Annotated in this window: 18 protein-coding genes; 6 read left to right on the plus strand and 12 right to left on the minus strand. The window is 66.1% G+C overall.

Annotation, left to right across the window (positions count from 1 at the left end; all coding sequences use genetic code 11):
• Positions 1-8: 8 nt before the first annotated feature.
• From H3Z74_RS17500 to H3Z74_RS17520, 5 genes are read right to left on the minus strand one after another with little or no spacing between them, the layout of a single operon-like run.
• Complete coding sequence (locus tag H3Z74_RS17500; protein ID WP_187760855.1) at positions 9-1,301, minus strand: amidohydrolase family protein; 1,293 nt, start codon at positions 1,299-1,301, stop codon at positions 9-11.
• Positions 1,298-2,704 carry an amidohydrolase gene (locus H3Z74_RS17505; RefSeq protein ID WP_187760856.1) on the minus strand — a complete coding sequence of 469 codons (1,407 nt, stop codon included), beginning with the start codon at positions 2,702-2,704 and terminating at the stop codon, positions 1,298-1,300. Before H3Z74_RS17505 ends, H3Z74_RS17500 begins: the two co-directional genes overlap by 4 nt.
• Positions 2,701-3,432, minus strand: coding sequence for a hypothetical protein (locus H3Z74_RS17510; RefSeq protein ID WP_187760857.1), 732 nt, complete (start codon positions 3,430-3,432; stop codon positions 2,701-2,703). The genes H3Z74_RS17505 and H3Z74_RS17510 overlap by 4 nt, the downstream gene beginning before the upstream one ends.
• A complete protein-coding gene (locus H3Z74_RS17515) occupies positions 3,429-4,697 on the minus strand; it encodes an amidohydrolase family protein (RefSeq protein WP_187760858.1) in 1,269 nt (422 codons plus the stop codon). The genes H3Z74_RS17510 and H3Z74_RS17515 overlap by 4 nt, the downstream gene beginning before the upstream one ends.
• Positions 4,694-6,058, minus strand: coding sequence for an amidohydrolase (locus tag H3Z74_RS17520; protein ID WP_229726644.1), 1,365 nt, complete (start codon positions 6,056-6,058; stop codon positions 4,694-4,696). Before H3Z74_RS17520 ends, H3Z74_RS17515 begins: the two co-directional genes overlap by 4 nt.
• Positions 6,059-6,242: 184 nt before the next feature.
• Between H3Z74_RS17520 and H3Z74_RS17525 the strand changes: the two genes are divergently transcribed.
• The 6 genes from H3Z74_RS17525 to H3Z74_RS17550 are packed head-to-tail and all read left to right on the plus strand — an operon-like array spanning position 6,243 to position 12,744.
• Positions 6,243-7,457, plus strand: coding sequence for an aminotransferase-like domain-containing protein (locus H3Z74_RS17525; RefSeq protein WP_187760860.1), 1,215 nt, complete (start codon positions 6,243-6,245; stop codon positions 7,455-7,457).
• Positions 7,454-8,575: an ABC transporter ATP-binding protein gene (locus H3Z74_RS17530; RefSeq protein ID WP_229726645.1), complete on the plus strand. Its 1,122-nt coding sequence runs from the start codon at positions 7,454-7,456 to the stop codon at positions 8,573-8,575. The genes H3Z74_RS17525 and H3Z74_RS17530 overlap by 4 nt, the downstream gene beginning before the upstream one ends.
• A complete protein-coding gene (locus tag H3Z74_RS17535; protein ID WP_187760861.1) occupies positions 8,572-9,621 on the plus strand; it encodes a polyamine ABC transporter substrate-binding protein in 1,050 nt (349 codons plus the stop codon). Before H3Z74_RS17530 ends, H3Z74_RS17535 begins: the two co-directional genes overlap by 4 nt.
• Positions 9,606-10,793, plus strand: a complete 1,188-nt coding sequence (locus tag H3Z74_RS17540) for an ABC transporter permease (protein ID WP_187760862.1) — start codon at positions 9,606-9,608, stop codon at positions 10,791-10,793. Before H3Z74_RS17535 ends, H3Z74_RS17540 begins: the two co-directional genes overlap by 16 nt.
• On the plus strand, positions 10,793-11,620 hold the full coding sequence (locus tag H3Z74_RS17545; protein WP_187760863.1) for an ABC transporter permease: 828 nt from the start codon (positions 10,793-10,795) through the stop codon (positions 11,618-11,620). Before H3Z74_RS17540 ends, H3Z74_RS17545 begins: the two co-directional genes overlap by 1 nt.
• On the plus strand, positions 11,617-12,744 hold the full coding sequence (locus H3Z74_RS17550) for a MalY/PatB family protein (RefSeq protein ID WP_187760864.1): 1,128 nt from the start codon (positions 11,617-11,619) through the stop codon (positions 12,742-12,744). The genes H3Z74_RS17545 and H3Z74_RS17550 overlap by 4 nt, the downstream gene beginning before the upstream one ends.
• A gap of 312 nt (positions 12,745-13,056) precedes the next feature.
• On the opposite strand, the gene H3Z74_RS17555 is transcribed toward H3Z74_RS17550, so the two are convergent.
• The 7 genes from H3Z74_RS17555 to H3Z74_RS17585 are packed head-to-tail and all read right to left on the minus strand — an operon-like array spanning position 13,057 to position 25,748.
• On the minus strand, positions 13,057-14,283 hold the full coding sequence (locus H3Z74_RS17555; protein ID WP_187760865.1) for a gluzincin family metallopeptidase: 1,227 nt from the start codon (positions 14,281-14,283) through the stop codon (positions 13,057-13,059).
• Positions 14,280-15,569 (minus strand): metal-dependent hydrolase family protein, encoded by a 1,290-nt coding sequence (locus H3Z74_RS17560; protein WP_187760866.1) that lies wholly within the window; start codon positions 15,567-15,569, stop codon positions 14,280-14,282. The genes H3Z74_RS17555 and H3Z74_RS17560 overlap by 4 nt, the downstream gene beginning before the upstream one ends.
• Positions 15,566-16,966, minus strand: a complete 1,401-nt coding sequence (locus tag H3Z74_RS17565; protein ID WP_187760867.1) for a M28 family peptidase — start codon at positions 16,964-16,966, stop codon at positions 15,566-15,568. The genes H3Z74_RS17560 and H3Z74_RS17565 overlap by 4 nt, the downstream gene beginning before the upstream one ends.
• Positions 16,963-18,789, minus strand: coding sequence for a DUF885 domain-containing protein (locus H3Z74_RS17570; RefSeq protein WP_187760868.1), 1,827 nt, complete (start codon positions 18,787-18,789; stop codon positions 16,963-16,965). Before H3Z74_RS17570 ends, H3Z74_RS17565 begins: the two co-directional genes overlap by 4 nt.
• Positions 18,786-20,585, minus strand: a complete 1,800-nt coding sequence (locus H3Z74_RS17575) for a DUF885 domain-containing protein (protein ID WP_187760869.1) — start codon at positions 20,583-20,585, stop codon at positions 18,786-18,788. Before H3Z74_RS17575 ends, H3Z74_RS17570 begins: the two co-directional genes overlap by 4 nt.
• Positions 20,582-22,519 (minus strand): S9 family peptidase, encoded by a 1,938-nt coding sequence (locus H3Z74_RS17580; protein WP_187760870.1) that lies wholly within the window; start codon positions 22,517-22,519, stop codon positions 20,582-20,584. Before H3Z74_RS17580 ends, H3Z74_RS17575 begins: the two co-directional genes overlap by 4 nt.
• A 37-nt stretch (positions 22,520-22,556) precedes the next feature.
• Positions 22,557-25,748 carry a TonB-dependent receptor gene (locus tag H3Z74_RS17585; protein ID WP_187760871.1) on the minus strand — a complete coding sequence of 1,064 codons (3,192 nt, stop codon included), beginning with the start codon at positions 25,746-25,748 and terminating at the stop codon, positions 22,557-22,559.
• Positions 25,749-25,809: the final 61 nt, after the last annotated feature.

Here is a 25,809-nt window from a genome sequence, read left to right on the forward strand (position 1 = left end):
GACATGGATCAGGGCGCGCCCGTGCCTCCCCAGGGCTGCTTTGCCAGATAGCGGTCGCGCAATTCGGTCTGACGCGTGGTGAGCGGCTGCTCGATCCCCTTCACAAACACTGCGCCGGGTTGCGACAAGGGTTCGAGCGGGTCGCCGCTCCACAGCACGACATCGGCGTCCTTGCCGATATCGAGTGACCCGATGCGGTCATCGATGCCGAACATCCGTGCCGGGTTGATCGTGATCGCGGCGAGCGCCGCTGCATAGGGCAGGCCGTGCGCCACCGCATGGCCGGTGTCGTAGCGCAACTCGCGCGCGCGATAGCTTCCGCCCTCGCCATCCTTGATCGCGATCGTCACGCCCGCCGCGAACAGCCGCGCGGCATTGTCGTTGCGCGCGCCGAGCTGTTCGAAGCTCCCCGGCAGGTCGAGCCGGGCATCGAGGATCACCGGCACCCCGGCCTGGGCGATCCGGTCGGCCACGCGCCAGCCCTCCGCCGCGCCGTCGAGAATGATCTTCACTTTCTCCTCACGCGCCAGCGCCAGTATCTCGACGATATCCGAAGCGCGGTCGACCGAGACGATGACCGGCATCCGCCCCTCGACCACTGGCACCAGCGCCTCCAGATCGGCGCGCGACAGGCGATAGTCGCGGGTCTGGCCGCGTTCATAGGCGGCGCGTCGGCGGGCATAGTCGCGCACATCGGCGAGCGTCGCGCGCAATTCGACCAGCGCCGCACCCCGCGCGCCGCCGGCACGCTCGGCTCCATTCTCGCCCAATTCGAGGATCATCGCGACGCGTGGGCGCATCACCATATCGGCGCGCTGGCCGAGATCGACTGCCGCCGCCTGGCCAGCGAATTGCAGAGTGCGGCCGCCCTGATCGTCATATTCAGGCGCGAGAATCGCCCTTGTGATCCCTCCGAGCCGCGCGACCGGAATGACGGCGCTGTCGGGATTGAGGCCCTGGCTGACGTCGAACGCCGCGCTGAGCGACGGGTTGTGCTGTGCACGGTCGACGCTCAGCGGCACCTGGCTGACATCCATCAGCCCCATCCGGCCATCGGCGAGCACAAAGCCGGGTGTCACCACCCCGCCCTTGCCGTCGATCACCCGCGCGTTTGCCGGGGTAGCGACACCGGCGCCGAGCGCCGCGATGCGGCCGTCGCGGATCACCAATGTGCCGCGTTCCACCTCACCCGCCCGGCCCATCGAAAGGATACGGACATTGGTGATGGCGATGGTCTGCGCTGCAACCGGCGCGCTCGCCAGCAGCGCCGCGAGAAGCGCTGCGATCCGCTGCGCATTCATCGCGGCAGTTCCTGTCCGGGTTGACCGAGCAAGAAATCGGAATGCCGGCGATAGGTCGGGTCCTTACGGTCATAGACGGTCGCGCCGTCGATCCACACTCGATCGGCCAGTGCATAGATGCTGAACGGGTTCGCGCTCCACAGTACGAGATCGGCCGCCTTGCCGGGTTCGATCGAACCGGTCCTGTCGGCGATGCCCAGCATCTTCGCCGGGTTTGCGGTGAACCACTTCACCGCCTCCGCCTCGCTGATACGGATACCGGCACGGCGTCCGGCAGACAGCGCGACCGCCGCCTCCTGATTGAGATGCTGGATCAGTGTGCCGTCATCGGAATGGATCACCGCGCAGCCGCCGGCGCGCTCGATCATTGCCGCATTCTCCTCGATCGCGTCATAGACTTCCATCTTGTACCCCCACCAGTTCGCCCAGGTGGCGACGCAGATCCCCTCGCGCGCAAGCAATGGCGCGATCTTGTAGGCCTCGGTCGCGTGGTGGAAGGCGGTGATCTTGTAGCCGAACTCCCGCGCGATATCGATCATGATCGCCATCTCGTCGGCGCGGTAGCAATGGTTTTGGACCAGGATCTCGCCCTTGAGCACGCCAGCCAGCGTATCGAGTTGCAGGTCGCGCTTGGGCGGGTCTCCCTTCCCCTCGGCGCGCCATTTGTCCCATTTGCGGGCATAGTCGGCGGCGTTGATCCACGCCGCTCGATAGCCCGCGACATTGCCCATCCGGGTCGATGGCGCGCGTCCCTTGGCGCCATAGACACGCTTCGGGTTCTCGCCGCAGGCCATTTTAAGGCCGTATGGCGCCCCGGGAAATTTCATGCCCTGCACCGTATCGGCGGGCACATTCTTCAACGTCACCGATCGGCCGCCGAACAGATTGCCGGACCCGGGCAGGATCTGCATCGCGGTCACCCCGGCCTCGCGCGCGGTGTCGAAGCCCGGATCCTGCGGCCAGACCGAATGCTCGGCCCAGACCTGCGCGGTGTTCGGGTCGGTCAGTTCATTGCCGTCGTCATTCGCCGGCACGCCGGGATGAGCATAGACGCCGAGATGCGAATGCGCATCGATCACCCCCGGCGTCACCCAGCGGCCGCGCGCATCGACTTTGGTATAGCCGGCCGGCACCAGCAGTCCGGCGCCGACCGCTTCGATCCGGCCTTCGCGTACCAGCACCGTACCCGCGGTGATCTCCACCCCGGTGCCGGTCAGCACCGTCGCCCCGACCAGCGCCACCGGTGTTTGCGGCCGGGCGACATAGCGGCTCGGAAAGCCCGGGTCGCGCGACGGGTCGAGACCCGCCGGCAACGGCTTGGAGGAGGCGGTGACGGGCCCCGGTGCGGGCTTTGCCGCGCAGCCGGCCAGTGCCAATGCGGCCAGGATCGTGGCGTGCCTCACTGTTTGTCGGTCGCCGCGAGCGAGCGTTGCACCTTGCCATTCTCGTCGAGGAAGTCGATCGAGGCAGCGCCGTCGTTGGTGACCTTCAACATCATGCGCGGACGGCCCAGCGCGTCGCTCAGCATCACCGCCGAATCCCGGTTGCGAGTCTTGCCGACAAAGAGGCGCTGACGCCCGCCGACGCCATCGGCCTCGAGCTTCTTGAGGAACGCGTCGCGTTCGGCGCCCGCCGGCATCTTGCCGAGTTTTTCCGCCAGATCGAAATCGAGCGGCGTTTCGGGCCGGTCGTTGACGATCATCGCCGCCCAACGTCGGCCGTCATATTCGCTCTGCGTCAGCTGGATCACCTGGTCCTGCTGATACTGGTCGAAGCTCAGATGCCCGCTGCCCGAGACCTTGCCATCCTTGCCGGTCTCGCCGCCAAAGGTCAGACCACCATTCTCGGTGCCTTCGCTATTGTAGAAGATGATCCCGGCGCCGCGATTGCCGCTGGGGTGCGGGCGTTCCTTGCCGTGATAGATGATGCCGGGCGACCGGCTGGTGTTCGACACGATCATGCGCAGCGTGCCGTCATCCTCGCGGACATTGATCCGCTTCACGTCGATCGTGTCGAAGCTGGTCTTGGCCCCCGACTGGGCGACCGCTCCGCCGCCACCGAGCGACACGGCAAATGCGGTGGTCAGCACGGCCGAATAGATCATCAGCAATTTGGTCGAATCGAGTTTCATTGCGGTTTCCTCACCTGTTGAATGTAGCGGTCACGGAGTTCGGTCTGGCGCGAAGTCATGGGCTGAACAACACCGCGGATGAAAATCGCCACCGGGCGGCTGGCGGTTTCGAGCGGATCGCCGTCCCAGATCACCGCGTCGCCCTCCTTGCCCGGTTCGAGTGAGCCAATGCGATCGGCGAGGCCGAAAATGCGCGCCGGATTGATCGTGATTGCCGCCAGCGCTGCTGCGTAAGGCAGTCCTTCGGCAACCACAGCACCGGCATTATGGCGCTGCTCGCGCTCACGGTCCGGACCATTGCCTTCGAACCCGATGAGCACGCCGGCCGCGTGGAGCCGTTGCGCGTTAGACAGGGTCGCACCCAGCATTTCGAACGAGGCAGGGACATTCTCGATCGGGGTGAGCAGCACCGGCACTCCAGCGCGCGCGATCTCCGCCGCAACGCGCCAGCCTTCCGACGCGCTTTCGAGGATCAGCTTCACGCGCTGAGTGTGGGCGAAGGCGAGCATCTCGCGAATGTCCGACGCGCGGTTGACCGTCACGAGCAACGGCATGCGCCCCTCGATCACCGGGATCAGCGCCTCAAGGTCAATGCGCGACAGGGAAAGGGCGCGTGTTTCGCCGCGATCATAATCGGCGCGACGACGCGCATAGCTGCGCACATCGTCGAGCGCGATGGCGAGCGACGCCAACGCCGCGCCGCGCGAGCCCCCGGCGCGTTCGGCGCCCTCCTCACCCATTGCCAGCACCATCGCGACCCCGCGCCGCACCAGCATCGGCCCGCCGGAGCCGAGTTGCACCGCCGCCGCCTGCCCGGCGAAGAGCAAGGTGCGCCCAGCCTTAAGATCATAACCCGGCGTAACGATCGAGCGTGTTATGCCGCCGAGTCGCGCAACCGGTATCAGCACCGAGTCCGGGTTGAGGCCGTCGCCGGCATCGAACGCCGCGCTGATGCCGTCATTGGTCGAGGAGCGGTCATCGGGCCCGGCGAGCGAGCGCAGTTCGGCGAGGCCGAGACTGGTCACCGGTGCGACCAAGCCTGGCGTGACGATCTTCCCCATCGCGTCGATCACCCGCGCGTCCGTCGGCGTTGCAAGCGCAGCGCCGACCGCGACCACCTTGCCGTCGCGCAGGATCACGGTGCCATCGGCAATCTCGCCCGCCGGGCCCATGGTCAGCACGCGGCCATGAATGATCGCCACGGTCTGCGCAGCCACGGGTGCAGAGGCGAGCAGCGACAATGTGGCGAGGGCCCGGGCGATCATCGCGCGAAATCCTGGCCGGGCTGGCCGAGCAGGAAATCGGACGGCGCCTGGAAACGCGGATCGGCGCGGTCCCATACCGTCGCGCCATCGATCCACACCTTGTCGGCGCGGGCATAGACACTGAGCGGATCGGCATTCCACAGCACGATATCGGCAGCCTTGCCGATCTCCAGCGAACCGGTCCGGTCGGCAATTCCCATCGCTTTCGCCGGGTTGAGCGTGAACCATTTCACCGCGTCGCCCCGGCTGACCGGCAGGCCCGCCGCGCGGCCCGCCGCCAGCGCGATCCCCGCCTCCTGGTTGAGCCGCTGGATCAGCAGGCCATCGTCGGAATGGATGATCGCGCAGCCGCCCGCCGCATCGATCATCGCAGCATTTTCCTCGATGCCGTCGAACGATTCCATCTTCGCGCCCCATGCCTCGGCCCAGGTCGCGACGCAGATCCCTTCCGTGGCGAGAGCGGGGGCGAGCTTGTACGCCTCAGTCGCATGATGGAACGCCGCGATGCGAAACCCGAAATCATGCGCGATATCGACCATGATCGCCATCTCGTCGGCGCGATAGCAATGGTTGTGGACCAGGATTTCACCCTTGAGCACACCGGCCAGCGTATCGAGCTGCAGGTCGCGCTTGGGCGGGTCGCCCGTGCCGCCATCGGTACGCCATTTATCCCATTTGCGAGCATAGTCGGCAGCATTGATCCAGGCCGTGCGATAGCCCGCGACATTGCCCATGCGCGTTGCCGGCGAACGCCCGCGACCACCGAAGACCGATTTGGGATTCTCGCCGCATGCCATTTTCAGGCCATATGGCGCGCCGGGGAACTTCATTGCCTGCACGGTGTCGGCAGGGACGTTCTTGACCGTCACCGACCGGCCGCCGAACAGGTTCGACGACCCCGGCAGCAGCAGCAAGGTCGTCACGCCGGCCGCGCGCGCGAGGCGGAACTTGGGGTCCTGGGGCCACACCGAATGTTCAATCCACACCTCGGCGGTGTTGGGTGAGCTTGCCTCGTTGGTGTCGTCGTTGGCGGGTACCGAAGGTGAGCCGGCCGCGCCGAGGTGCGAATGTATGTCGATCACCCCTGGCGTCACCCATTTGCCGTGTCCGTCGATCAGCGCATAGCCCGGCGGAATCGCCAGCCCGGCGCCCACGGCTTCTATCTTGCCGTCGCGCACCAATATTGTGCCTGCGATCTCCTCCCCCGTCCCCGTCAGGATCGTCGCACCGGTGATCGCCAGCGGCTGGCTGGGTGCGGGAACATAGGTGCTGGGAAAGGCGTCGGCATCGGCACCTGGATCAAGCCCGCGTGGCAGGTCCGCGGCAGGCGCGACCTGCGCGGCGCCGACAAAAACGAGCATCGCAATCCTGACCCTGGCCGCTCTGAACATTCGATTCCCCTGCCGCTTAGGATGGCCCGCGGCGGAGAATCCGCCAGTCGCGCAAACAGCGCGGCGCGATGGCGGATTTCGGGCCGCGGATCATCTTGGCGAGAGGGGACGGATGCGTTCGTGCAGCACGCCCCCGCAATGAATGGGAGCAGGGGTGATCGATCTTCGTCTTGCACGCCGTGCCGCCGGGCTTTCGACCGCGTTTCCGGCGCCGCACTTTCCTTCGGAACTGGGCGAGGACGTCGTGGCGTTCGATTCGGGCTTCGCTGCGCCGCAACTACTTCCCGATCTCGTCCCTTATGCGATCGCGGCACTGACCGAGCATCGCGAGGAGACGCTGCAATATTCCGCGACGCAAGGTCAGCCCGAGTTGCGTGGCTGGCTTGCCGAGCTGATGAACCGCGACGGCTGCACACTGGGGCCGGAGAATCTGCTGGTCGTCAACGGCGCCAAACATGGCCTGGAGCTGATCTGCCGGCTGCTGCTCGATGAGGGTGACGCGATCGTCGTCACCGCGCCGACCTATTTCACCGCCATCCCGATCTTCCGCAGCTTCGGCGTCGAGTTCATCGAGGTCGGGCAGGACATTGACGGCATCCTGGTCGATGAACTCGAAGCGATGCTCCGCACCCGCGCCGCCGAAGGTGCGGCACTGCCGAAACTGATCTACAATGTCGCCGATTTCCACAATCCGACAGGGGCAACCATGTCGACCGACCGCCGTCGCGCCCTCGTCGCTCTGGCGTCGCGCGAGGGCATCGCCTTGGTCGAGGACACCCCGTACCGCCGCGTCCGCTTCGAGGGCGAGACCCTGCCCTCGCTCAAGGCGCTCGACACCAGCGGCCACGTCATCCATGTCGGCACCTTCTCCAAGCTGGTCGCGCCGGGCCTCAGAATCGGCTGGGTCGCCGCCGACGCGACGATCATCGCACGGCTGATGCAATTGAAGTCCGACGGCGGATCGTCGCCGCTGATGCAGCGCATCCTCTACGACTTCGGCCGATCGCCTGAGTTCGAGCAGCATGTCGACCGGGTCCGCATCGTCTATCGCGAACGGCGCGACACAATGGTCGCGGCGATCCGCGCAGCCTTTTCCGATGCGGTACTGCATGTGCCCGAAGGCGGCTATTATGTCTGGCTGACGCTGCCGGCCCATATCGATGGCGATGCGCTTGCCGCCAATGCCGCCGATGCCGGGATCAACCTGATCGCCGGGTCCAAATTCTTCTCCGCCGGCGGCGCCGGCTCGGGCAACCGGGTCGCCCCGAAGAACCATATCCGGCTGTCGTACAGTTATGCCACGCCCGAACAGATCGATGCGGGTGTCGCCCGGCTTGCCCGGGTCTATCGCGCTATGGCCGCGCGGTGAACACGCTCAGCGAACTGTCGGTCGACACGCCGCTGGTCGAGCTGTGCGGCGTGTCGAAAAGCTATGACGGCGTGTCCGACGCGGTCGCCGGCCTCGACCTGACGGTGCGGCGCGGCGAGTTCCTGACCTTGCTCGGTCCGTCGGGGTCGGGCAAGACGACGACACTGATGATGCTCGCCGGCTTCGAGGAAGCAAGTGCAGGCGATATCAGGCTCGCCGGCCAGTCGCTGATGCGCAAGCCGCCGCATCGTCGCAATATGGGCGTCGTGTTCCAGAATTATGCGCTGTTTCCGCATATGACGGTCGCCGAGAATCTCTCCTTTCCGCTCTCGGTGCGCGGCATCCGCGGCGCGCCGGCGAAGGAGCGTGTCGGCAAGGCATTGGCGCTGGTCAATCTCGACGGACTGGGCGGACGGCGGATCAACCAGCTGTCGGGCGGGCAGCAGCAGCGCGTGGCACTGGCGCGCGCGCTGATCTTCGATCCCGACCTGGTATTGATGGACGAGCCGCTTGGCGCGCTCGACCGGCAATTGCGCGAGAAACTTCAGGTCGAGATCAAGCATATCCAGCGCCAGACCGGCGTCACCGTGATCTATGTGACGCACGACCAATCCGAGGCGCTGGCGCTATCGGATCGGATCGCGGTGTTCGCGGGCGGACGGCTGCAGCAGCTCGGATCGCCACGCGCGATCTACGACACGCCGGCCAATGCATTCGTCGCCGGCTTTATCGGCGAGAACAACGCGATCGACGGCACGGTGATGGAGCGCGCCGGGGATCGCTGCACCGTGAAACTCGATGGCGGCGGCATGGTCTTTGCCCGCGCGATGAACGATGTCGGGCCGGGCGATCGCGCGACGGTGACGATCCGGCCCGAGCACATCGCGACCGACGACGATGCGGCCGCGCTGCCCAATCGCCTTACCGCGACGATCGACGACCGCATCTATCATGGCGACCATAGCAAGATTTACGCTAGCCTGCCCGGCGGTGCGCGCGTGACGATCCGGTCGCCCCGCGCGCGGGGCGGAGACCGGATCGACATTGGCTGGGCAATCGATCGCTCCTTCGCCTTCGCCGCGGGCGACACGGCAAGAGTGCGAGGAGGCGGGGCATGAAGATCAAGGCAGGCCATCTCGCACTCTGCGTCGCCGCTCTGCTGGCGGGGTGCGGCGAGAAGCAGGACCGGCGGCCGCTCACCGTGGTCGGCTGGGGCGGATCGTCGCAGGCGGCGGATCACGAAGCGCTGATCGCGCCGTTCGCCAAGGCCTCCGGCCTGCATGTGCAGGAGGATAGCTGGCACGGCGGCATCGGCGTGATCCGCACCAAGGTGCTAGGCGGCGACACCAGCTGGGATGTGGTCCAGGCCGAGACCGAAGAGATCATCCTGGGGTGCGAAGAGGGACTGTTCGAGCCGCTCGACTGGGCCTCGCTCGGCGGGCGTGCAGCCTATAGCGACGCGGCGGTCAATAATTGCGGCGTGGGATCGCAGCTCTGGTCCTATCTGCTCGGCTATGACGGCGATGCGATCAAGGGCGCCGGACCGAAAAGCTGGGTCGATTTCTGGGACGTGAAGCGATTCCCGGGCAAGCGCGGGATGCGCAAGACGCCGAAATACACGCTGGAGATCGCATTGCTCGCCGATGGCGTGCCGGCAGCACAGATCTATACCGTGCTGCGCACCCCCGCCGGGATCGACCGCGCCTTTCGCAAGCTCGACCAGCTCAAGCCCAACATCGTGTGGTGGTCGTCGATCGCGCAGGTCCCCGACCTGCTCGGTTCGCGCGAAGTGGTGATGTCGGTCACCAGCCCGGGCCGCCTGATCATCGCCAATCGCGACGAACATCGCAATTTCAAGCTGCAATGGGCCGGCAACATCTATGCCGTGGATTATTGGGCAATCCTGAAGAACAGCCCGCGCAAGGCCGAAGCGGCACAGTTCATCCAATATGTTACCCGGCCCGAGAACCAGATGCGGCTGGCGCGGATCATGCCCACCGGCCTGACCAGCAAGGCCGCGCAACAGGGGATCGAGCCGCGCTATCGCGAAAATACCGCGACCGATCCGGCCAATATGGCCGGCGCGCTCAAGCTCGATGGCGATTTCTGGGTCGAATATGGCGACGAGCTGACCCAGCGGTTCAACGCATGGGTCGCGCATTGAGCCTGGTGCGCCTGTTCGGCCGGAACGGCGCGCTGGTCGCGCCCTTGCTGATCCTGCTGCTGCTCGCCTTTGCCGTACCGGTCGGCATGATGCTGACGCGCGGCGTGACCGAGCAGGAGCTTCCCGAGACCTGGCCGCGCACCGCCGCCGCCCTGCAGGCCTGGGACGGCCAGGGCCTGCCGTCCGATACGGTCGCGCGCACCACCGCCGAGGAGATGGTCGCGGCGCGGCGCGGCGGCACGCTCAACCGCGTCGCCAACCGGCTCAACTATGACATTGTCGGGTCGCGCACGCTGATCTTCTCGACCGCGGCGCGGCTCGCAGGCGGCACCCGTATCACAGGGCTTGCCGATCTGACCGCAATCGACCCGCGCTGGGGCGAGCGCGAGACCTGGGCGGCATTGCGCCATGCCAGCGGCGCGACCACCTCCTTCTATCTCTGGGCCTCGCTCGACCGCCGGGTCGATCCCGACGGCGCGGTGGTCGGGGTACCGCGCGAACAGGCGGTGTTCGTCGGAATCTTCCTGCGCACTTTCAAGATCAGCGCAGTGGTCGCCCTGTTCTGCATCCTGCTTGGCTATCCGGTCGCCTATCTGCTCGCGACCCTGAAGCCGCGGATCGCCAATCCACTGCTGATCCTCGTGCTGCTGCCGTTCTGGACCTCGACCCTGGTGCGCACCACCGCCTGGGTGGTGCTGCTCCAGACCAATGGCGTGGTGAACGGCGCGGTGCAGTGGCTTGGGCTGTCCGACCGTCCGCTGCCCCTGCTCTACAGCCGCGGCGGCGTGTACATCGCAATGGTCCATGTGCTGCTGCCTTTCTTCATCCTGCCGCTCTACGGCGTGATGCGGCGGGTACCGTCGGATACGGCGCGCGCGGCGCGCTCGCTCGGCGCGAACCCGCTCACCGCATTCGTGCGGGTCTATCTGCCGCAGACCATGCCGGGTGTGATCGCCGGCGCGGTGATCGTCTTCACGCTGGCGCTCGGCTATTATGTCACCCCGGCTCTGGTCGGCGGCGGGGCAGACCAGATGATCAGCGCGTCGATCGCCTTCTACACCAACCAATCGCTCAACTGGGGCATGGCCGCCGCGCTCAGCATCCTGCTGGTCGCGCCACTCGGAGCGGTCCTGCTTGCCGGCCGTGCGGTCTCGGGCTGGCGGCCGATCTGATGCGTGCACCCTTTGCTTCGCCCGGCCAGCGCGTGGCTCGCGCCGCGCTCATCGCCTTTGTCGCGCTGGTGCTCGGATTCCTGCTGCTGCCGATCCTCGCGGTCATCCCGATGTCGTTCAACCCGACCACGTTCCTGGTGTTTCCGGAAACCGGGCTGTCGTTGCGCTGGTACCGCGCACTGATCGACTCGCCGGACTGGAGCCGTGCGTTCCGCAACAGCCTGGCGATCGCCAGCACGGTGACATTGATCGCGACGCCGCTCGGCACGCTCGCCGCGATCGGCATCGTGCGGATGCGTTCGCCGGCGCGGCCGATCCTGGTCGCATTGCTCGGCGCACCGATGGTGGTGCCCGTCGTCGTCGTCGCGATCGCCTTCTACTTCCTGTTCGCGCCGCTCGGGCTGACCAACAGTTTCGCCGGCATGGTGATCGCGCACAGCGTGCTCGCGGCCCCCTTCGTGGTGGTGGTGGTCGCGGCGTCGCTGCACGGTTTCGACATCAGCCTGTTGCGGGCCGGGTCAAGCCTAGGTGCGTCGCCCTTCATGGTGCTGCGGCGGGTCCTGCTGCCGCTGATCGCGCCGGGCGTACTGGCGGGCGCGGTGTTCGCCTTCATGACCTCGTTCGACGAGACCGTGGTGGCGCTGTTCATCGCCGGGCCGACACAGCGGACCCTGCCGATCCAGATGTTCGAAGGCGTGCGCGAGCAGATCAGCCCGGCGATCACCGCCGCCGCCACCTTGCTGATCATTGCTTCGACCCTGCTGCTCGGGTCGGCCGAGCTGCTGCGTCGCCGTGCCGAGCGGCTCGGTGCGCAGCGGCCAGAATGATCACCACCCCACCACAGGCACTGCTCGGCGCGCGCATCGCCCGCAAATGGCGGCGCTATCCGACCGATATCATCCCGGCCTGGATCGCCGACATGGATTTCGCCCCCGCCGCGCCGATCGCGGCAACCCTGTTGCAGGCGATCGCGCTGGGCGATCTCGGCTATGGCCCGGTCGCCGCCGACAGCGGAGTACCGCAGGCGTTCGCCGGCTGGGCAGCGCGGCGCTGGGGCTGGTCGCCCGACCCCGCCGATGTGATGCTGATGCCCGATGTGGTCGGCGGCATCGCCAATTGCATCGAGGCGCTGACCGCCACCGGCGATGCGGTGCTGGTCCATACCCCGGCCTATCCGCCGCTGCTGAATTCAGTGACCATTGCCGGACGCCGGCTGGTGACCCACCGGCTCGAGACCGGCGCGATCGATTTCACCGCGCTCGATGCGGCGATCGTCGAACGCCGGGTGCGGATGCTGCTGCTGTGCCATCCGCACAATCCCAGCGGGCGGGTGTTCACCGAGGACGAGCTGCGGGCGCTGGCCGGAATCGCCGAGCAGCGCGACCTGATCATCGTGTCGGACGAAGTGCATGCCGACCTGACGCTCGACCGCCGCCGCCATGTCCCTTTCGCACTGCTGCCGGGCATGGCGGCGCGAACGGTGACGCTCAATTCGCCGAGCAAGGCGTTCAACGTCGCCGGGCTGCGCGCCGCGGTGTGCGTCGCGGAAAAGCCGCTGCGCGAGCGGCTGATGGCCTTGCCCTCGACGCGGTGGAACGCCTTCTCCACGCTCGGCGTACGCGCCGCACGCGCGGCGTGGAGCGACGAGGGTGCGATCTGGCTGGACGAGTGCGTCGCGCACCTGACGGCGATGCGCGACCGGATCGGCGAACGCCTGCCGAAGATGCGGATCGACTGGACACCGCCTCAGGCCAGCTATCTCGCCTGGCTCGATTGCCGTGCGACGGTGGAGGAGGAGCCCGCCGCCTTTTTCCTGCGCGAGGCCCGAGTAGCCCTCTCGCCCGGCCTCGATTTCGGCGCGCCGGGCGCGGGCTTCGCGCGGCTCAACTTCGCGACCTCGATCGAGTTGCTCGACGAAATCCTCGACCGGATGGAAGGTGCGCTGGCTTAGGGCCTCGACCGCTGTTTCCCCCTGTTTGCTCCAAAAAAAAAAAGCGACCCCTGTTAAGTTGGATTCTGAGCGAATATTTTTATATCTGTTTCAATGGCTTGAGACATTCTACCGCTGTTATTCGAAACCGTAATAACAGGGGTGGGCTGACCCCTGTTATTTGCCGGAACAGCGGTCGCGGCAAGGCTCGATAGTGTCCGGTCATGTCAAAGAGCGGGGCGGAGCGCCGGCTGGCGCCCCGTCCTCCGCCACTCTGTCATGACCTGCAGCCGGGTTGAATCGGCACAGTCGGGGAGTAAAGCCGGAGCCTCCCTAGCCCGCATGCAGCGCGGCATCGAATGCGCTCGCCGCATCCTTGCCGGCGATACGGGTCAGCAGGTCGAGGAACTGCTTCGTGGTATTGGGCGTGGTCCGGCTGACCTCAAGCAGCAGCGTGTCCATCCTGTCGCGGCCGATGCGCTGTTCCAGGTCGAACAGCAGCAATGGCCCCTTCTGATAGAGCTGGACGCGGTTGGGGCGGCCATGGCCCATCACCGGCCCCGCCTTGGCCGCCTCGGCACGCTTGGCGTCAAGCAACTGCCTGGCCGTATCCGGTCCCATTGTCGCGTCGATATAGCGGATCGCGACATATTCGGCAGTCGATTCGACCAGCCAGAAATCGTCAGTGAGCGGACTTGCCGAGCGCCACCAGGCATGAGCGAATTCATGGGCGACATGACGCGCGGTCCCGGCCTCGACCAGCGGGCCTTCGGGGCGGCCGCTGTCATTGACCACGGTATAGCCGGTCCGGCTATAGCCCAGCCGGCGCGCACGCGAGACCGCGACCATGCGGATCGGATCGGGCAACGGATCGAACCATTTCGCCAGATAGGCCGAGGCCGCCAGCGCATGGCGCTGATAGAGTTGCGAGACCGGCGTGGTCAGGTCGGTGGCATAATATTCGACCCCCGGCCCCGCCGCCTTGTGCAGCCCGCGCATTGCTACCAGCGGCAGATCCACATCGAGCTGCGGGCGGTGAATGATGACGCCGGTCGACGTGCGCCTGACCTCGCCCTGCGCGACGACAATGAGATCTTTGGCCAGTCCGTCGATCCGCGCGTCGACGTCGAACATGGTCTGGATGTCCGCGCCGAAGGGCAGCCACATATGGTCGATGAACAGTTCGACCCCCTCGGGCCGGATCGGCGCCACGCCGTCGGTCTCGGCCGGTGCGAGCGGGCCGCGATAGCGGAAGCGCAACGTCCGCTTGCCGGCGGGATAGCTGAGCGTGATCCGGTTCAGTGCAGCGACCGGGGTTTCGGCCGCCACCGTCTCCACCCGCACATCGCCGCCGAAATCGCCGGGTACGAGCACGAAACGACGGCCGAGCAGGAACGCCTTGCCTGTCCCCGCCGCAGCCTCGGGCAAGGTGATCCGGACATCGGCATCGAGCATGCCGTCCGCGCCGATCGTCGCGCGAACATCATAATGAATGGTGTCGGCGGCATGCGCGGCAAAGGGCGTCAGGGCGAGCAGCAGCGCGGCAAGCAGGCGGATCATCGTTCGAACACCTCGCCACCCTTCATGACGAAGGAGATTTTCTGGAGCATCGAAACGTCGGCGAGCGGGTCGCCCGTGGTCGCGACGATATCGGCGGCCATGCCGGGCTTGAGCGCACCGACCTTGCCGGCCAGCCCGAGATGATCGGCACCGCTGGTCGTCGCCGCACGGATCGCCTCGAGCGGGGTCAGGCCGGCGCGCACCAGCAAGGTGAATTCGCGCGCATTGTCGCCGTGGCGGCTGACGCTCGAATCCGTGCCGAACGCGATCTTCACGCCCGCCGCATGCGCGCGGCGCGCCATGTCGAGCATCTTCGGCCCGACCTCGACCGCCTTGGCCTTCGCCGCGGGGCTGAGAAAGGAATTGGGATCGTTGCCCCACAGCGTAACGGTGTCGCCGGCGAGCAGCGTCGGCACGAGATAGGCGCCCTTCGCCTTGAACAGCCGGATCGATTCCGCATCGAGATAGGTGCCGTGCTCGATCGAATCGCCGCCCGCGATCAGGAACGCGTTGACGCCGTTGGCACCGTGCGCATGGGCGGTGACGCGCCGGCCGAGATTATGGGCGGTCCCGACGATCGCGTTGAGTTCCTCCTGAGTGAATTGCTGGCCCAGCCCGGCGGCGATGTCGGACAGGACGGCACCGGTCGCCACCACCTTGATGACATCGGCACCGCGCTGGATCTGCTGGCGCACCACGCGGCGGCAATCATCCGCACCGGAGCAGAGATTGGGACGCTGCAGCGCCCGGATCACCTCGGGGCGATAGCCGAACACATCGCCTTCGCCGCCATGCGGGCTGATCACATTGCCCGCCGCGACGATGCGCGGCCCCGGCACCTTGCCTTGCGCGATGCCGTCGCGCAGCGCGAAGATCGCTTCATTCTCCTCGCCCAGATCGGCCACCGTGGTGAAGCCCGCGCCAAGGATCTTGCGCGCGTTCATCACCCCCTGAATGGCGAGATCCGACGCGGTCTGCACCGTGCGGCGCAATTTGTCGTCGGGGCCGTTCTCATGACAGATATGGACATGGCTATCGATCAGGCCGGGCAGGACAAAGCGATCGCGCAGATCGACCACATCGCCATCGGGCCCATCGACAAAGCCGTCGCGGATTTCGACGATGCGGCCGTCGCGCACCACGATCGTCTTGTTGCTCTCGACCCGGCCGGTCGCAGGATCGGCGAGCAGGCGCCCGGCCTGGATATAGGTCGTGCGCGGCGCGGGCGCGGCAGCGGTCAGCGCCAGCGCGAAGGCCAGTGCAGCAAGCGAACGGCGGAAGCTCATTTTGCGGTCCCCCTGGGCCTGAAATCGGTATCGCCATCGGCGGCAAGCCAGATGAGTCCCGCCCAGGCCGCGACATTCTGATCGAGCGACGTACGGTCGATCTTGTCGAGCGTATCATCGGCAGTGTGGTGATAGTCGAAATAGCGGCTCGCGCTCTGCTGCAGCACGAAAGCGGGCACGCCGGCATCGACCAAAGGCGCGATATCGACGCCGCCGCGCCCCGGCGGCTCGCGCGCTGGCACGATCGCGAGCGGGCCGAGGATGCGCAGTGCCGCCGCCTCGAACGCGCTGCCCTTCAGATGATCGGGCACGGCCAGCGCGACGATCGGATCGGCGCCCTCATCGCTTTCCATCGCCAGCACATGCTTCGCCATGGCCGCCATGCGCGGATCGCGATAGGCACGGCCGCTGACATCGGCGCTGTCGGGCTGAGTCACTTCCTCTGCGCCGTAGAAGACGATGCGGATCGTACGGCGCGGGTGGCGCTTCTGCTCGCCGATCAGTTTCGCCGCAGCCGTGATGATCGCGACGCCGGCGCCGTCGTCGATCGCGCCGGTACCCAGATCCCAGCTGTCGAGATGCGCGCCGAGCAGCACGATCTCATCCGCGGCGCCACTGCCGGGGATGTCGCCGGTGACGTAGCTGGTGATCGCACCCGGCTGATAGGAAGCGGTCGACGACAGCCGCACGCGGACCCGTTCGCCCAGCGCCTCCAGCCGCGCGATCTGATCGGCGTCGGGCACCGACAGCGCGAAACTCGGGATCGGCACCTTGCCGTCGATGTAGCGGGTCGAGCCGGTGTGCGGCAGCCGGTGGCTGTCGGTGCCGACCGAGCGCATCAGAAAACCGATCGCGCCCCGCGTTGCCGCCTCGCTCGGGCCAAACGCCCGGACCCGGCCGACATAGCCATAGCCGAAGCCGGTCCCGCCCCGGGGCATCGCCAGATCGACCAGTGCGATCTTGCCGGCGAGCGATCCGGGCGCGGCCAGCTTCAATGCCTCGAGCGAGGCGAACGAGACGACCTCCCCCTCGATCGCGCCGCCCGGCGTCGCGGGCGATCCGCCAAGCGCCGTCGCGGCGAGCGGTTGCGGATGGGGTAGCAGGATCGCCACGCTTTCCTGCCCGCGCGTCCAGCCGGTGATCGCGAAATCATGCACCGCGACGTTGCGGAAGCCATATTCCTTGAGCTTTGCCGCCGCCCAGCGCGCCGCAGCACGCTCGCTCGCCGAACCGGCCGGGCGCGGGCCGAACCGCGTGGTCAGTTCGGAGACCATGTCCCAAGCCACGGTGGCGCCGGTATTGGCACGGCGGACGAGCTGCGTCGCGGTGGTTTCGCCATCGGCGGCAAGCGCCGGCGTCGAGATCGCCAGCGCGGCAAGGGCAAGCAGCGCCCTCATGCGCTGACCGGCTTGCCGCCGGCCGCGACCCAGGCGTCGATCGTTTGTTCGAGAATCGCCAGCGGCAGCGGCCCGTTGCCGAGCACGGTGTCGTGGAAAGCGCGAATGTCGAAGCGCGCACCGAGCCGGGCTTTGGCACGCTCGCGCAGCTCGACGATCTTGCGCATGCCGACATAATAGGAACAGGCCTGACCGGGCAGGACGATATAGCGGTCAACCTCGCGCTGATTGTCGTAATGGCTGCTCGGCATGTTGGCGTCCATGTAATCGACCGCCTGTTTGCGGGTCCATTTCATCGCATGGATGCCGGTATCGACCACCAGCCGGCAGGCGCGCATCAGTTCGAGCGACAGCCGCCCGAAATCGTCATAAGGGTCGGGATAGAGCCCGATCTCCTTGGCGAGCCGCTCGGAATAAAGCCCCCAGCCCTCGCTGAACGCGGCGTTGCTGGCGAAACGGCGAAACCTGGGCAGGCCATCCAGATCATGTGCGATGCAGGTCTCGAAATGATGCCCCGGGATCGCCTCATGATAGAGCGTCGCCGCGAGCTGCCATTTGGGCTGGGCCTTCAGGTCGTAAAGGTTGATGAAGAAGACGCCCGGCTGCGATCCGGTCTGGGGCGGATTTTGGTAAAAGGCCTTGGCCGCGGATTTCTCGCGCCATGCCTCGACCGGACGCACGACAACCGCCTGTTTCGGAATGCGCGTGAACAATTCGCCCTGTCGTGCATGAACTTCGGCGAGCAGTCGTTCGGCATCCGCGATATAGGCCGCCTTGCCCGCATCGGTCGCCGGATAGAAGAATTTCGGGTCGGTCCGGACATATGTGAAGAAGCCCTGCAGCGTACCGGCAAAACCGACTTTCGCCTGGATTTGCGCCATCTCGTCATGAATCCGCGCAACCTGGTCGAGCCCGAGCTTGTGCAGTTCAGCGGGCGTCACCGGCAGCGTGGTGTAGCTTTTCAGCTGCTGGCGATAGAAAAGCGCGCCCTGCGGCAGTTTCCATACGCCGTCACGATCATCGGCCGCCGCTTGCGCCGCAGTGAGATGCGCGATCAGCGTGCGATAGCCCGTGCCGAACGGCCCCGTCAGCCCGGCCTCCGCGCGTGCCAGCAGCGCGGCTTGCTCGGTGTCGGGCAGGTTCGCCTTGGCGATCTTGGCCCGGAAATCGGCCAGGATCGGGCATTCGGCGGGGCCGGCATCGAATGGCCTGCCCCTGAGCATATTCTCGCTCGGTTCGATCAGCAGCGCATAGACGAAGCGCGGCGGCCTGACCCCGGCCTTTTCCTGCCGGTCAAGCTCGATCACCACCTGGCCGAGCAGCGGACCAACCCCCTCGATCCGCGCGCAATAGGCGCGCGCATCGGCCAGATCGCCGATCGGATGGGCGTTGAGCAAGGTGATCGGGATCCGCGTGTGCAGCCCACCCATCTGAGTCATGATGTAATCGTCGCGGCGCAGCGCAAAGCCGGCGATCGATTCTTCGGCATTCTCGGCGAAGATGCGATAGCTGATCTGCGCCTGGGGAGAGAGTTTGGCGCGATCGAAGGTCCGCAGGGTCGCCAGATCCTGTTTCAGCAGATCCATAGTCTCGATCGCGCGCGCATCGCTGATGTCAGTCCATTTGTCCTGGTCGCGCTTGATGCCCAGTTGCGACTGACGCACCGGGTTGCGATCGATCCCGCGCTGCCAGATGCGCTCGAAGAACGCGTCGAGCCGCGCGTCCTCATCGCCCGCGATCGCCCAGACCGGCGGCGCGGCGAGCGTGCCGACCAGGGCGGCGGCACCCGTGGCGAATTGCCGGCGCGAAATCGTCAGGGTCATGTCGGCTTTCCTCCGCCCGCGATCCACGCGGTCATCGTCTCATCGAGCAGGGCCAGCGGCAATGGCCCGTTGCCGAGCAGCGCATCATTGAAGCGGCGCTGATCGTAGCGCGGCCCAAGCGTCTTCTCCGCCTGGCTGCGCAACTCCATCATCTTGAGCTTGCCGGTCTCGTACGCCGTCGCCTGCCCTGGCGTGACGATGTAGCGCTGGATCGCGGTGATATTGTCGGCATGACCGTTCGCGGTGTTGCGATCGAGCCAGTCGACCGCCGCCTCGCGGCTCCAGCGCAGATGATGCACGCCGGTATCGACCACCAGCCGGCCGGCGCGCATCAACTCCTCGGACAATTGCCCGAACGCCTGATACGGGTCGTCGTACAGGCCCATCGCATAGGGAAGTTGCTCGGCGTAGAGCGCCCAGCCCTCGCTATAGGCCGTATAGCCGCCATGCCGGCGAAAGCTCGGCAGGCTGGTCAACTCCTGGCTGATGGCATTTTCGAGATGATGCCCGGGCACGCCTTCATGGAAGGACAGCGAGGACAGCGCATAGCGCGGCAGGTTCCGCATCTCGACCGTGTTGACGTAAAGGATGCCCGGCCGCGATCCGTCCGGCGCGCCGGCGAAATAGCCGGCGGTGCCAGCCGATTTCTCGAGCCAGGGCTCGACCGGCTTGACCACCATCTTTCCCCTGGGGACGCGCGTCATCACCTCGCCGAGCCGCGCCTCGACCGCGGCGATCCGGCCGCGCATCGCGTCGAGATAGGCGGCCTTCCCCTGCACCGTGTTGGGGTAGTAGAATTTCGGATCGGTCTGGACGTGGCGGAAGAAATCGGGAAGCGCGCCGGTGAAGCCGGTCTTTTTCATCACCTCGCGCATCGCCGCCTGGATCCGCGCGACCTCCTCAAGGCCGGTCTGGTGGACCTGTTGCGGGGTCAGCGGCAGGGTCGTTTCGAGTTCGAGCGCCGCCAGATAATAGGCGTCGCCATCCGGCAGGCTCCACACGCCGTCGTTATGCGACATCACGGCTTGCGAGGCCCTGAGCCAGTCGATCAGCAGGCGGAAGCCGGGGCCGAACCCCTCGCGCATCGCCGCCCCGGCATCGGCCACGAGCTTCGCGTGCACGGCATCGGGCAGGCCGAGCCCGGCAATTTTACCCTTGAAGTCGGCCAGGATCGGGCTGTCGCCATCGCCGCCGAACGGCGCGCCGCGCAGCAGATTCTCGCAATTGCCGATCACCAGCGGATAGGAGAAGGCAGGCGGCCGCACCCCTGCCGCCGCCTGGCGCTCGAGCCCTGCCACGATGCCCGCCAGATAGGGCTTCACCCCGATCAGCCGCGCGACATAGGCCTCCGCATCGGCGCGGTCGCGGATCGGGTGATTGTTGATCAGCGTCTGCGGAATGGTGCGTTGCGGACCGCGCATCTGGCAGACCGGATAGCGGTTGCCACGCCAGCGATAGGATTTCAGCGTCTCGGCGCCGTCATAGGCGAACACCGCGCAGCTCAGCCGCCGTGCCGGATCGAGCGCCGCCTGGTCGAAGGTGGCGAGTTCGGCCAGCTCCTTGCGCGCCATTGCCGCATCCTCGGTGGCGCGCGCTTCGCCGGTATCGGGCCAGCGGTCCATGCCCGATTTGAGGCCGAGCCCGGTCTGGCTGAGTGGATCGCGCGACACCCGGCGCTGGAAACACGCCGCGAAGAAGCGATCGAGCCGCGCCGCCTCGCTTTCCGCCGCCCAGCCGGGGCAAGCAGCCGCAGCCGCGCCCGCCGCCAGCAGGGTGCGCCGCGTGAAAGCGATCATGGTCCGAGCGGAAGGTCGCCGGCGACCGCATTGCCCTCCGCGCGCGGCGCAGTTCCGCCGCGGACATATTTGTCGAGGAAATCGCGGATCGTGCGATAGGCGACGATCTGATTGGCCTTTTTGCGGAAGCCATGACCTTCATCGGCGAATTCGACATAGTCGACCGGCACGCCATTGGCCTTGGCCTTGGCGACGATGTCCTGCGATTCGACCGGCAGCACGCGGGGATCATTGGCGCCCTGCAGCACCAGCAGCGGCCGCTTGATCCGCTCGGCATGGAATACCGGCGAGATCTTGCGCAGATAGGCGTCGTCCTTGTCGGGATCGCCGACCTCGGTGAAGAGCAGCTGGCGCAGATCCTCCCACCAGGCCGGCGTGTTCTTGAGCAGCCGCGGCCAGTTGGCGACACCGTAGAGATCGACGCCGGCGGCGAACGCGTCGGGACGGAAGGTCAGGCCGGCAAGCGTCATATAGCCGCCATAGCTTTGCCCCTGGATCGCGACCCTGGCCGGATCGACAAAGCCGGTCTCGGCGAGCATCTTCTTGGCGGCGACGACATCGTCGAGATCGGCATCGCCGTGACGATGGTCGTCCATATGGTAGAAGCTGCGGCCCGACCCACCGCTGCCGCGATTGTTGATCTCGAACACGACATAGCCGCCATTGACGAGATACTGGACCAGCGGGCGATAGCCGATGCGGCTTTCGTCGCCCGGGCCGCCATGGACATGGACCACCGCCGGGCGGCGATCGCCGGGCTTCGCGCCCCTCGGCACATAGAGAATGCCCGGCACGGAGACGCCGTCATAGGATTTGAAGCGCACGACCTTGCCCGCGACCAGATCGCCCGGTGCGACGCCGGGCGGCTGCGCGCTGAGCAGCAGGCGTTTCCTGCCGGTCTTCAGGTCAAGGATCGAGACGTCGCCGGGGATCGCGCCATTGGCGGTCGACACGATCGCGAACGGCGCATTATTGGCGAGCTGCACCCCGACCGTCGCACCAGGCGCCGGATCGGCAAAGGCGATCGGCTTCAGCGTCGTCGCGTCGAACAGATAGGGCCGGCTGCGCGCATCCTCATTGACGCTGACCACCAGGGTCTTGCCGTCATCGGAGAGCGAGGCGCTTGCCACGTCCCATTTGGGCGCGAAGACCGTGGCGCGCGTGCCGGTCGCAAGATCGATCCGCGCCAGCCCGGCAAACTCGCCGCCATTGTCGGTGGTGTAATAGAGCGTCGCACCAGTCGTCGCGAAGGTCTGCGGTTCGCTCGAAACGGGCGTCGTGCCGGCGGTGACCTCGCTCAGCGCCTTGGCGGTGCGGTCATAGACATAGGTGCGCTTGTTGGCGTTGTCGTGGATCCGGCTCATCGCGACATAGCGCCGGTCCGCGCTCACTGCGCGGATCTGGTATGCCTTGTCGTTCTGGAACAGCAGAGTCCTGGCGTATCCATCGGCCGCGATTTCGTAGAGGTCGAAATAGCGCGGGTCGCGTTCGTTGGTCTGGACGAAGAAGGATTTGCCGTCCTTCGCCCATTCGACGAAGCGCGCGACATGCCTGGTGCCGGGCGTGACGTCGCGGACCTGCCCGTCGACTTCGCGGACATAGATATGGGCGAGCTCGTTGCCGCCCTGGTCGCTCGAATAGAGGATGCGCTCGTCGTGCGGGAAATAGCCGATCGAGCTGACCGTCTCCTTCGTTGAATCGGTGAGCTGCTTGATCGGACCGCCATCGACCGGAACGACATAGAGATTGGCGATCCCGGTCCGGTTGCTGGTCGTCAGCAATTTCCTGTTGTCGGGCGACAGCGATGCGCCGCCGAAACTGTCGCCGCCCATCAATTGCTCGATGGTGTAGCGTTTGGCCGGCGGCGCGTCGGCCGCCGCCGTGGGAGAGGCCAGGCACAGGGTCAGTGCCAGACATCCGATTGCCCTGTACAAATGCCGTCTCCCACGCACGCCGATCATCGATCTTGCCTCAGAGTCCGGCCGTCACGCTGAACAGGAAGCGTCGCCCGATCAGGTCATAGGTACCGAAGCTTCGCGAAAACACCTGTGACTGGCTCGGCTTGCGATCGAACAGATTGTTGACGACGAGCTGGAGCGAGAAGCGGTCGTTGACCCGCACGCCAAGGGTCGAATTGAACCGCCAATAGGACCCGATCAGATTGTCTTTGTCGGCGATCGTGGCCGATGTCGCCAGAATGTCGTTCTTGACCGGCCCGGTATAGAGCGCCTGCAACAGCAGATCGAGCGCCGCGCCCTGATAACCGAGATTGAACTGACCCGACCATTTGGGCAGTCCGACACTGCCGACCGAATTGGAGACCGGCGCACTATCGGTGATCCGGGATTCGAACTTGCTGTTGTGGAACATCTTGGCGCCGAGCTTGATCCGGCCCTGCTTCTCCAGCGCGGTCATGCCGAAACCATATTCCGCGGCAAAGATCAGGCCGGCGAATTTGAGCCCGGCGGTATTGATGTATCCACTGCGATAGCCGTTTGCGATGTCACCGACCGACCGGGTCGGATTGGCCGTGCCGGGCCCGACCTCGGCCGCGGTAAGGCGGCGAAATTGTCCGCAACCGGCAGCGTTCGGGAAATCATTGCTGTCGTAACAGGCACCCAGCACCTGCTGGATCCCCAGGCTTTCGATGCCGCCGGTCAAGTGGATTTGCGTCCAATCCGCCGAGACCCGGAAACCGGGGATCAGCCTGGGCTGATAAACAATGCCCGCCGACCAGGAGCGCGCCTTTTCATTGTCGAGGTTCGGGTTGCCGGACACCGTTCCGATCGGCGAGAGCCCGGCAGTGGTCGGATTGAAGTTCGCCGGGCTGGAAATGCCCAGCGCGCTCAGTGCCGCAGTGCAATTGGCGGTGCGCGCCGCCGGATTGTCGCCGCGCTGGTAATTGGCGGGCGAACAAGGGTCGCTGATCGACCCGCGCGTCGGCGATGCACCGGAGAAGAGTTCGGTGACCGCCGGAGCGCGGATCGCACGCGCATAGGTGCCGCGCAACATCAGGCCATCGAATATCCCCGGCAGGCGCGGCGCGAAACGCCCGCCCGCCGCCCAGGTCACATCGCCACCGGCAATCGAATTGTGGACATAGCGCACCGAGCCGTCGGCACTGAGATTCTTGATGACCGGGATGTCCTGCGATTCCGACACGAGCGGGACCGACAATTCGCCGTACAGCTCCTTGGTGTTGAAGCTTCCCTTGTCGGGTGAATAGGGGCTGGCGAGGTCGAGGCCGAGCAGGCTCGCGCCCGACCTGAGGACTCGATCGACCCTGAAGTCGCCCATTTCCTTGCGATATTCGGCACCGATGTTGAACTTGATCGGCTCGGGCGAAATGCGGAACGGCATCGCTCCGTTGAAGTTTGCCGTCGCAACGAATTGCTGGTTCAGGCTGACCGCCTTGCCACGATCGAGAACATAGTCCGCCGCCTCGTCGGTAAAGGCGTTTTCGCCAAAGATGTTGAACGGCACGCAGTTTCCGCCGGTCGCGCAAACGATCTTGCCGCTGCCGTCCCTGACCGCATCGACCGCGGCAAGAAAACGGTCCTCGTTGATATAGCTCATCTCGGTGGTCGCGCGGCTCCTGCCGTAATTGACCGAGAGCTCCCACGCCGCCGGTTCGCCAAACAGGCTGGTCTTGCCTTCCAGGCCGGCGACGGCGCGATAGAAATTGACCGTGTTGACGTTCAGGCCGCCGCGATCGAGCAGATCGCTGAAATTGCGCGCCAGCACGAAATCTCCGGTGATGCCGTTGGCGGCCAGCGTGCTGCGCGCTGCGGACGAGATGAAGGGATTGTTGGCCGACACGGTCAGGATCGTGCCGCTGACATAGGGCGAGGTGAACGCCGCGACCTCGCTAAGTTCCTTGCCCTCGCTGCGCGCATAAGAGCCCTCGAACACGAAGCGGATCGACGGCGTCAGGTCATAGTGGCCGATGCCGCTGACGATCGCCCGCTTGGTCGGCGACAACAGGCTGAAATGGTCCGCCATGCGCACGCCATCGCCGCCGTCGAACAGGGCGCCGCGGACGTTCGTTCCCGGAACATAGGCGCGAAGGTCGCCGCCCTGGAACTGGAGCGACCGGCCCGAGCTGTCGCGAATGAAATCAAAAGTATTGGGGTCGAACGGCAGTCCGCCCTCGGTGAAATAGCCATAGACCAGATCATTGGTGACCTTGTTGGATGGCGTCGATCCCGGCTGCGGCACCAGAAAACGAAGGCCGGCCCGCTTGCTGAGTACCATGCCCTTCTGCTCATGATATTCGCCGCTGATCGCGATATTGCCGCGGCCTTCGTCGAAATTGATGCCGGCCAGGCCGCGGATCGAATAGCCCGGCGCATCGCCCCGCTCGCTGATACCGTATTGGCCGGTTACGCTGAGCCCCTGATATTTGTCCTTCAGGATGATGTTGACGGTGCCCGCGATCGCGTCGGATCCATAGATCGGAGCGCCGCCGATCGCGATCGTCTCGACCCGTTCGATCAGCCCGACCGGAATGACGTTGAGATCGACCTGTTGCCCCGGCGACGCCGCATTGCCGCTGCCCGAGATCGAGTTGGACGAGACCGCGCGGCGCCCGTTGATCAGCGCCAATGTGCGTTGCGACCCGAGGCCGAGGAAATCGACGAAGCTCTGCCCCGCGTTGAACGTGCCTTGCGACGCGCCGGTCGGATTGACGCCCGAGGCAACGAAGCCCGGCGTATCGTCGAATACCTGCGCGACATTGGTATAGCCGCGTTGTGCGATCACTTCGGCATCGGTGACGATGGTCGCTTCGAGCGTGTCGAAGCCGGGTCGCCGGATGCGCGACCCTGTCACCACAATGTCCTCGGCCAGCGGATCCGGCTGAACCTCGGCCTGCCCCACCACCGTCGCGCGGCGGATGGTCACGATGCCGTCCTGTCCTGCGACGACCTCCAGCCCATGGCCCGCAAGCATGCGGTGCAGCGCGTCGATCGGGGAATAGTCGCCATCGATCGGGTTGGTGCGCACGCCGCGCAGATCGGCGTCGGGCGCCAGTACCTGCAGCCCCGATTGCTGCGCCACATTCTGTACCGCGTCGCCGGCGTCGCTCGCCGGAATCCGGAAATGCTGCTTGGCCTGCGCATATGCCGCGCTCGATGCGAAGCTGAGCATTGCCGCGCCCGCCAACAACATCGTCCTGGTTACGATTCGAGCCCCTTGCCGCTTTGCCACTGAATGTCTCCCGCCC

It is taken from the genome of Sphingomonas alpina (genome assembly GCF_014490665.1).
GTDB classification, from domain to species: Bacteria; Pseudomonadota; Alphaproteobacteria; order Sphingomonadales; family Sphingomonadaceae; genus Sphingomonas; species Sphingomonas alpina.

What these genes read in the sequence shown, in the direction of transcription:
- H3Z74_RS17550 (WP_187760864.1), top strand. Translation starts at nt 11,617, where the DNA reads ATGATCACCACCCCACCACAGGCACTGCTCGGCGCGCGCATCGCCCGC.
- H3Z74_RS17575 (WP_187760869.1), bottom strand. Translation starts at nt 20,585, where the DNA reads ATGATCGCTTTCACGCGGCGCACCCTGCTGGCGGCGGGCGCGGCTGCG.
- H3Z74_RS17540 (WP_187760862.1), top strand. Translation starts at nt 9,606, where the DNA reads ATGGGTCGCGCATTGAGCCTGGTGCGCCTGTTCGGCCGGAACGGCGCG.
- H3Z74_RS17545 (WP_187760863.1), top strand. Translation starts at nt 10,793, where the DNA reads ATGCGTGCACCCTTTGCTTCGCCCGGCCAGCGCGTGGCTCGCGCCGCG.
- H3Z74_RS17560 (WP_187760866.1), bottom strand. Translation starts at nt 15,569, where the DNA reads ATGAGCTTCCGCCGTTCGCTTGCTGCACTGGCCTTCGCGCTGGCGCTG.
- H3Z74_RS17535 (WP_187760861.1), top strand. Translation starts at nt 8,572, where the DNA reads ATGAAGATCAAGGCAGGCCATCTCGCACTCTGCGTCGCCGCTCTGCTG.
- H3Z74_RS17500 (WP_187760855.1), bottom strand. Translation starts at nt 1,301, where the DNA reads ATGAATGCGCAGCGGATCGCAGCGCTTCTCGCGGCGCTGCTGGCGAGC.
- H3Z74_RS17520 (WP_229726644.1), bottom strand. Translation starts at nt 6,058, where the DNA reads ATGCTCGTTTTTGTCGGCGCCGCGCAGGTCGCGCCTGCCGCGGACCTG.
- H3Z74_RS17510 (WP_187760857.1), bottom strand. Translation starts at nt 3,432, where the DNA reads ATGAAACTCGATTCGACCAAATTGCTGATGATCTATTCGGCCGTGCTG.
- H3Z74_RS17565 (WP_187760867.1), bottom strand. Translation starts at nt 16,966, where the DNA reads ATGAGGGCGCTGCTTGCCCTTGCCGCGCTGGCGATCTCGACGCCGGCG.
- H3Z74_RS17515 (WP_187760858.1), bottom strand. Translation starts at nt 4,697, where the DNA reads ATGATCGCCCGGGCCCTCGCCACATTGTCGCTGCTCGCCTCTGCACCC.
- H3Z74_RS17555 (WP_187760865.1), bottom strand. Translation starts at nt 14,283, where the DNA reads ATGATCCGCCTGCTTGCCGCGCTGCTGCTCGCCCTGACGCCCTTTGCC.
- H3Z74_RS17570 (WP_187760868.1), bottom strand. Translation starts at nt 18,789, where the DNA reads ATGACCCTGACGATTTCGCGCCGGCAATTCGCCACGGGTGCCGCCGCC.